This is a genomic window from Phytopseudomonas dryadis (assembly GCF_004327355.1).
Lineage (GTDB): Bacteria > Pseudomonadota > Gammaproteobacteria > Pseudomonadales > Pseudomonadaceae > Aquipseudomonas > Aquipseudomonas dryadis.
On the sequence record NZ_QJUM01000001.1, the window covers coordinates 338,143 to 344,523 of the forward strand.

The following is a 6,381-nucleotide window of genomic DNA, read 5'->3' on the forward strand; positions in this document are numbered from 1 at the left end:
TGTCTGCACGTTCGTCCCTGTACGCGAGAGGCGATCAGCCCTCGGCGGTGCTCCAGTCGATCAGATCGAATTGCCAGGTCGCCAGGATCAACAGGCCGAAGGCGATGCGATACCAGGCGAATACGGCATAACTGTGATTGGCGATGAATACCAGCAGCGCCCGCACCGTCAGCATGGCGACGATAAAGGTGGTGACGAAACCAATGGCGAACATCGGCAGGTCATCCCACTGCAGGATATCGCGGTACTTGTACAGCGAATAGACCGTGGCAGCGACCATGGTGGGCATTGCCAGAAAGAAGGAGAACTCGGTGGCCGCCTTGCGCGACAAGCCGAACAGCAGGCCGCCGATGATCGTCGAGCCGGAGCGCGAAGTACCGGGAATCAGCGCCAGGCATTGGGCGAAGCCGACCTTGAGCGCGAGCTTCCAGTCCATGTCGTCCACGGTCTCGGCGACGATGCGGTGCTGACGCTTCTCGGCCCAGATCATCACCACCCCACCGATGATCAGCGCCGCGCTCACGGTGATCGGATTGAACAGCCAGTGTTCGATCAGGTCGGCGAACAGCAGCCCGAGGACGATGGCAGGGATGAAGGCCACCAGCACGTTGAGCGTGAACCGGCGCGCCATGGGATCGCTGCCGATGCCCGAGGCGACAGCTATGATGCGCTGGCGGAACTCCCACATGACCGCCAGGATGGCGCCCAGCTGGATGATGATCTTGAAGGCCGTGGCCCGCTCGCCGTTGAACTCGAGCAGGTCGCCGACCACGATCAGGTGACCGGTGCTGGAAATCGGCAGGAATTCGGTAAGGCCCTCGACAATGCCCAGGATCAGCGCCTGAAAGGCGACCCAACTATCCATCAGAACTCCTAGGGGTACGTAACGCACCGTGCATGCGCCAGTCGGGCTGGCCGAAAGTGAATGATTCTCGGACTGGAGCGATCCAGGGAGGTTCCAGAACAGCTGAAAAAAGCGGCAGTTATAAAGCCGTACCCATTCAATTTCAAAATGCTATCAAAAGATCAGTACAAGCGCGCTGTCCGCAGAATACCCACGAGACAAGACGCGCTCATGTCCGGTCGCTAGAATGTGCCGCCGCCATCCCCATCCTCGGAGCCCTATGTCGCTGCTCGAAGTCTGCGCCTCCCTGCTCGGCCTTATCGCAGTCTGGCTGACGGTCAGGCAGAACCCCTGGTGCTGGCCTGTCGGCCTGGTCATGGTCGTGCTCTACGGCTGGGTATTTTTCCAAGGCAAGCTCTATTCCAATATGCTGCTGCAGCTCGTCTATGCCGGGCTCCAGCTCTATGGCTGGTGGCACTGGACACGCCGCGACCTGCCGCAACAGGGCTTGCGCGTATCACGCCTCGACCTGGCGCAGACCCTCGGCGGACTGGCGGCGGGCCTGCTGGGCGCCTTGCTGCTGGGCTATCTGATGGCGCGCTACACCGATGCCGCCGCGCCCTGGCAGGACGCGACCCTGTGTGCCTTCAGCCTGGTGGCCCAACTGTGGATGGCGAAAAAACGCCTGCAATGCTGGCCTCTGTGGATCGTCCTCGACCTGCTGTTCGTCGTCCTGTTCCTCGATCAAGGGCTTTACCTCACGGCAGCGCTCTATGCCCTGTTCACCTTGCTGGCCTGCAACGGCTGGCTGTCCTGGCGACGTGACCTCGCCCTGCCCGCGCGATGAAAGTCCTGGTCCTGACCGGCCCGGAATCCAGCGGCAAGAGCTGGCTGGCCGCTGAAGTGCGGAACGCGTTCGGTGGCCTCCTGGTCGGCGAGTACGTGCGCCACTTCATCGACAGTCAGCAGCGCGACACCTGCTACGCCGACATCCCCACCATCGCCAGCGGGCAACTCGCCTGGGAAGATGCCGCGCGCGCGACCCAGCCGGCCCTGTTGATTCTCGACACCCACCTGTTGAGCAATATGCTGTGGAGCCGCATCCTGTTTGGCGACTGTCCGGCCTGGATCGAACAGGCCCTGCTGCAGCGCGAATACGGCCTGCACCTGCTGCTCGACCCACGCGGCGTGGACTGGGTCGACGACGGCCAGCGCTGCCAGCCCGAACTGCAGGCCCGCCTCGCTTTTCACCGGGCCTGTGAGGACTGGCTGGTCGGACACCGACAGCCTCTGCAGCGTATCGCTGGCGATTGGCAGCAGCGGCGCGACCGCGTACTGGCCGTAACCCGGCAATGGCTGAAGCAGTCGCACTAGTCGTTCACCTCGCAAAACGGCCGGGAGCCGTTCGCGACAGACCGCAGGATGGCCGCCAGGGATGACGGGAATGGCCAGCCACACAAAAAACAGGGATAAAAAGCCTCTGGCATCTTGCCAGCAGTGCTGGCGCTAGGCATAAAGGGCAACACCAAGAAAATGCTACAAGGACGTATCCGATGCGCCTGATTCGCCGTGTCCTGCTGGGACTTCTCCTGTTGTTATCCGCAGTGCTTCTGATCGCCCTGTATTACATCGCCAGGCCGAACCTGCCGAGCTACCAGAAGCCCGAGCACCTGCACTACCTGGAACAGTGGAGTGACGCGCAGCGCCAGACCTACTACTACACGCCCCAGGGCACCCGGGTAAAAGGGCTGCAATACGACTGGTTCACGGCCCTGGAACTGCCCTTGAGCAAGGCAAGATTCGCCACCCCCGATTACCTGGCGCGCTTCGGCTTCCTCGTCGACCCGAACCAGCAACCGAGCGCACTCAACCCGGGTAACCTGCCGGTCGGTTTCGCCCGTCACGAGGACGATGAAAGCGGCGTCCAGTACCTGGATATCACCTGCGCCGCCTGTCATACCGGCGAGTTGCGCTACCGCGGCCAGGCGGTGCGCATCGATGGCGGCGCCGCCCTGCATTCGCTGGCCTCCACCGTTCCCACCGTCCGCGGCGGTAGCTTCGGCCAGGCCCTGGGCATGAGCATGGCGTTCACCTATTACAACCCGCTGAAGTTTCGCCGCTTCGCCAAGGCAGTACTCGGTGATCGCTATGCCGAAGAGCGCGACACCCTGCGCGGCGAGTTCAAGGAAGTCCTCGATCGCCTGCTCGGCACCGCCTACAACGACTGGCACCGCGGCCTGTACCCCACCGAAGAAGGTTTCGGCCGCACCGATGCCTTCGGCCGCATCGCCAACACCACCTTCGGCGACAGCATCGATGCGAGCAATTACCGGGTGGCCGATGCCCCCGTCAGCTACCCCCACCTCTGGGATATCTGGAAATTCGACTGGGTGCAGTGGAACGGCTCGGCCATGCAGCCCATGGCACGCAATATCGGCGAGGCGCTGGGGGTCGGCGCCACCCTGCACCTGCTCGATGCCAAGGGCCAGGGCGTCGCCGAAGATCAGCGCTACGCCTCCAGCGTGCGGCTCACGGATCTCTATACCCTCGAAGAGACGCTGAAGCACCTGCGACCTCCGGCCTGGCCCGAAGAGGTTCTCGGCAAGATCGATAGGCGCCTGGCCAGCCAGGGCCGCGCCCTGTTCAAGGAGAACTGCGCGCACTGCCATGCGCCACACCCCACCCCGCCGGACAAACGCTTCGCCCCGGATCGCGATCCCGAGTGGCACATGCGGGTCATCCCCACGTCGATCGTCGGTACCGATCCGGGTACGGCCGACAATATCGCCGACCACCGCTTCGACCTCAGCAAGCTGGGCTGGAACAAGAGCGAACTCGCCAAGCTCGATGTACGTCTGTTCGGCTCGAACCTGGATCAGGTCGACATACGCTCGATCTCCAGCGCCAAGGGGCTGGCCTACATCACCGCCTATGTCGAGGAACGCGCCTACCGTGATGCCGGCATAGCGCCAGAACAGCGCAAGGTCATGGATGGCTATGGCCTGCCGATCGGCGTTCAGGAAATCCGTGGCTACAAGGCGCGTCCGCTCGATGGCATCTGGGCCACCGCGCCGTTCCTGCACAACGGTTCGGTGCCGACCCTGTTCCACCTGCTGTCGCCGGTTCCCGAGCGGCCGGCGCGCTTCTGGGCCGGCAACTTCGAATTCGACCCGAAACACGTGGGCTTCGTCGGCGACAAGTTTCCCGGCGGCTTCCTGCTCGATACCAGCATCAAGGGCAACGGCAACGGTGGCCACGAATTCCGCGACGGTTGCCGCAATGACGGCGTCATTGGCCGCGCCCTGCAACCCGAAGAGCGCTGGGCCCTGGTCGAGTACCTGAAAGTGCTGGGCAATAGACAACTGGAAGAACAGCTTAGCAAGGTCGCAGCCAAGCCCTGGAGCCCCGGACAATACTGCCAAGGCCTGTCCCACTGAACCATTACTCGTCGAACAAGGAGTCATCGATGCTTAAACGATTCTGGCTGTGGCTGGGGCGCCTGCTCGGCAAGCTCATGCTCGTCCTGCTGGTCATCGGACTGGGCGGCTGGGGGATCGGCAGCGCCTATTACAGCTGGAAGTTCTCCGGCCCCGTCTCCAGCGAGGAGCAGATCCCCGCGAACGAAGCGGCCTATACCCAGGGCATCATCGAAGATGCCATACGCGTGGTCGAGCAACACCGCGAAAACACCCGTGTGCTGCGCGATGCCCATGCCAAGGCCCATGGCTGCGTCAGGGCCGAAGTCACCGTGCAGCCCGACCTGGACAGCGACCTGCGCCACGGCGTGTTCAGCGAGCCGGGAAAAACCTGGCAGGCCTGGATGCGCCTTTCCAACGGTAACGCCTATCCCCAGTTCGACCGGGTGCGCGATGCCCGCGGCATGGCCATCAAACTACTCGAGGTACCGGGCGCCAAGCTGCTGAACAGCCCTCGAAACAGCCAGGAACAGGACTTCGTGATGTTCAATCATCCGGTCTTTTTCGTACGTGACGTGGCTGAATACAAAAGCAATTTCGCCGCCCAGGCCGATGGCAAGAAAGTGCTGGCCTTCTTCCCCAGCTGGGACCCACGCAGTTGGGAAATCCGTCACCTGATCATCGCCCTGAAAACCCTTTCACCAGCGCCACAGAGCCCGGTGGAAAACACCTACAACTCCATCGCACCGTTCAAGCTGGGGCCGCATAACATCAAGTACAGGGTCATTCCCGCGCCGGAGAATTGCCCGAGCTATACCGTCGCCACACCGAATACCGGACTGCCCAACTTCCTGCGCAGCGCGCTGTATCAGCAACTGTCCCTCGACCGCGTGCCCGCCTGCTTCGCCCTGCAGGTACAACGGCAGAACCCGGACTACTACATGCCGATAGAAGACCCCAGCGTGGAGTGGGACGAATCCATTTCCCCCTTCGAGACAGTGGCCGACATCCGTCTCCCCGCCCAGGACTTCGACAGCGCACAGCAGAACCTGCTCTGCGACAACCTGGCATTCAACCCCTGGCATGCGTTGCCGGAGCACCGTCCCATCGGCGGCATCAATCGTCTGCGCAAGGCCGTGTACGAAGCGGTGAGCGTCTATCGGCACGAGCGAAACGCCGCCAGCGGGCAGTGATTCGCCTATCAGGAGCGACAGGCTGCTAAAATCGCAGCCTGTTCGTCCTGTACGTAAAGAGAGCTGTCTTGGAACTGTTCAAAGAATTCATCTTCGAAGCCGCCCACCGCCTCCCCCATGTGCCCGCAGGCCATAAATGCGGACGCCTGCACGGCCACTCGTTCCGCATCGCGGTGTATATCGAGGGGGAAGTCGACCCGCATACCGGCTGGATTCGCGACTTCTCGGAGATAAAGGCCATCTTCAAGCCCATCTACGAGCAGCTCGACCACAACTACCTCAACGACATCCCCGGCCTGGAAAACCCGACCAGCGAAGTCATCGTCAAATGGGTCTGGCAGCAACTCAAACCTCTGCTGCCCGAGCTGTCGCGTATCCGGATCCACGAGACCTGCAGCAGCGGCTGCGAGTATCGCGGCGACTGAATAGCGGCCGACAAACCTGCATCGCTACAGGTTCCTCGCAAAACCCGCTTCGTGCGGGTTTTCGTGTTCAATTGCTTATCGTATAGAGAGGCTGTCGCCGGCCCACAGGCGCGTCTTCATGCGCATAAACCCTGAACACTATCTACAGCCGGCTTATTGATCCGGGCTGAATAAGTCGCCACTCAAACTGCGCCTGCTTTCCCGGGTATCGCTTCGCTCAACCCGGGCTACGGGCTAAAATGTCGGGCTCTGTAGCAGTCAACGGGTTAGAGCACGGTGGTAGCCCGGGTTGAGCACCGCGATACCCGGGAACTATGCCAGCTCCCCCACTCGCCCACCTTCCAGCTGAGCCGGGCACCCCATTTCCCCGCCCCCAAAAGACGAAACCCCAGACCTCTGTCGAGATCTGGGGTTTCTGGTAGAAGCTTGACGATGACCTACTCTCACATGGGGAAACCCCACACTACCATCGGCGATGCGTCGTTTCACTACTGAGTTCGGGA

At 62.0% G+C, this 6,381-nt stretch carries 6 protein-coding genes and 1 rRNA gene; 5 read left to right on the forward strand and 2 right to left on the reverse strand.

Annotation, left to right across the window (positions count from 1 at the left end; all coding sequences use genetic code 11):
• Nucleotides 1-34: 34 nt before the first annotated feature.
• On the reverse strand, nucleotides 35-865 hold the full coding sequence (locus DNK34_RS01575; protein ID WP_131174087.1) for an undecaprenyl-diphosphate phosphatase: 831 nt from the start codon (nucleotides 863-865) through the stop codon (nucleotides 35-37).
• Between the two features lie 259 nt (nucleotides 866-1,124).
• Here DNK34_RS01575 and pnuC point away from each other — a divergent pair, with 259 nt between their 5' ends.
• The 5 genes from pnuC (at nucleotide 1,125) to queD (ending at nucleotide 5,878) form a co-directional block, all read left to right on the forward strand.
• A complete protein-coding gene (gene pnuC / locus DNK34_RS01580) occupies nucleotides 1,125-1,691 on the forward strand; it encodes a nicotinamide riboside transporter PnuC (RefSeq protein ID WP_131174086.1) in 567 nt (188 codons plus the stop codon).
• The gene (locus DNK34_RS01585) at nucleotides 1,688-2,218 is read left to right on the forward strand and encodes an AAA family ATPase (RefSeq protein WP_131174085.1); all 531 of its coding nucleotides are present in this window, start codon (nucleotides 1,688-1,690) and stop codon (nucleotides 2,216-2,218) included. Before pnuC ends, DNK34_RS01585 begins: the two co-directional genes overlap by 4 nt.
• A 179-nt stretch (nucleotides 2,219-2,397) precedes the next feature.
• A complete protein-coding gene (locus tag DNK34_RS01590) occupies nucleotides 2,398-4,281 on the forward strand; it encodes a di-heme-cytochrome C peroxidase (protein ID WP_131174084.1) in 1,884 nt (627 codons plus the stop codon).
• 29 nt (nucleotides 4,282-4,310) lie between these two features.
• Nucleotides 4,311-5,453 carry a catalase family protein gene (locus DNK34_RS01595; protein WP_131174083.1) on the forward strand — a complete coding sequence of 381 codons (1,143 nt, stop codon included), beginning with the start codon at nucleotides 4,311-4,313 and terminating at the stop codon, nucleotides 5,451-5,453.
• Between the two features lie 68 nt (nucleotides 5,454-5,521).
• The gene (gene queD, locus DNK34_RS01600) at nucleotides 5,522-5,878 is read left to right on the forward strand and encodes a 6-carboxytetrahydropterin synthase QueD (protein ID WP_131174082.1); all 357 of its coding nucleotides are present in this window, start codon (nucleotides 5,522-5,524) and stop codon (nucleotides 5,876-5,878) included.
• Nucleotides 5,879-6,302: 424 nt separating this feature from the next.
• Here the strand turns inward: queD and rrf are convergent.
• A 5S ribosomal RNA gene (rrf, locus tag DNK34_RS25950) occupies nucleotides 6,303-6,381 on the reverse strand; the annotation flags it as partial.

Coding starts and splice junctions, on each gene's coding strand:
- DNK34_RS01575 (WP_131174087.1), bottom strand. CDS start 865: ATGGATAGTTGGGTCGCCTTTCAGGCGCTGATCCTGGGCATTGTCGAG.
- pnuC (WP_131174086.1), top strand. CDS start 1,125: ATGTCGCTGCTCGAAGTCTGCGCCTCCCTGCTCGGCCTTATCGCAGTC.
- DNK34_RS01585 (WP_131174085.1), top strand. CDS start 1,688: ATGAAAGTCCTGGTCCTGACCGGCCCGGAATCCAGCGGCAAGAGCTGG.
- DNK34_RS01590 (WP_131174084.1), top strand. CDS start 2,398: ATGCGCCTGATTCGCCGTGTCCTGCTGGGACTTCTCCTGTTGTTATCC.
- DNK34_RS01595 (WP_131174083.1), top strand. CDS start 4,311: ATGCTTAAACGATTCTGGCTGTGGCTGGGGCGCCTGCTCGGCAAGCTC.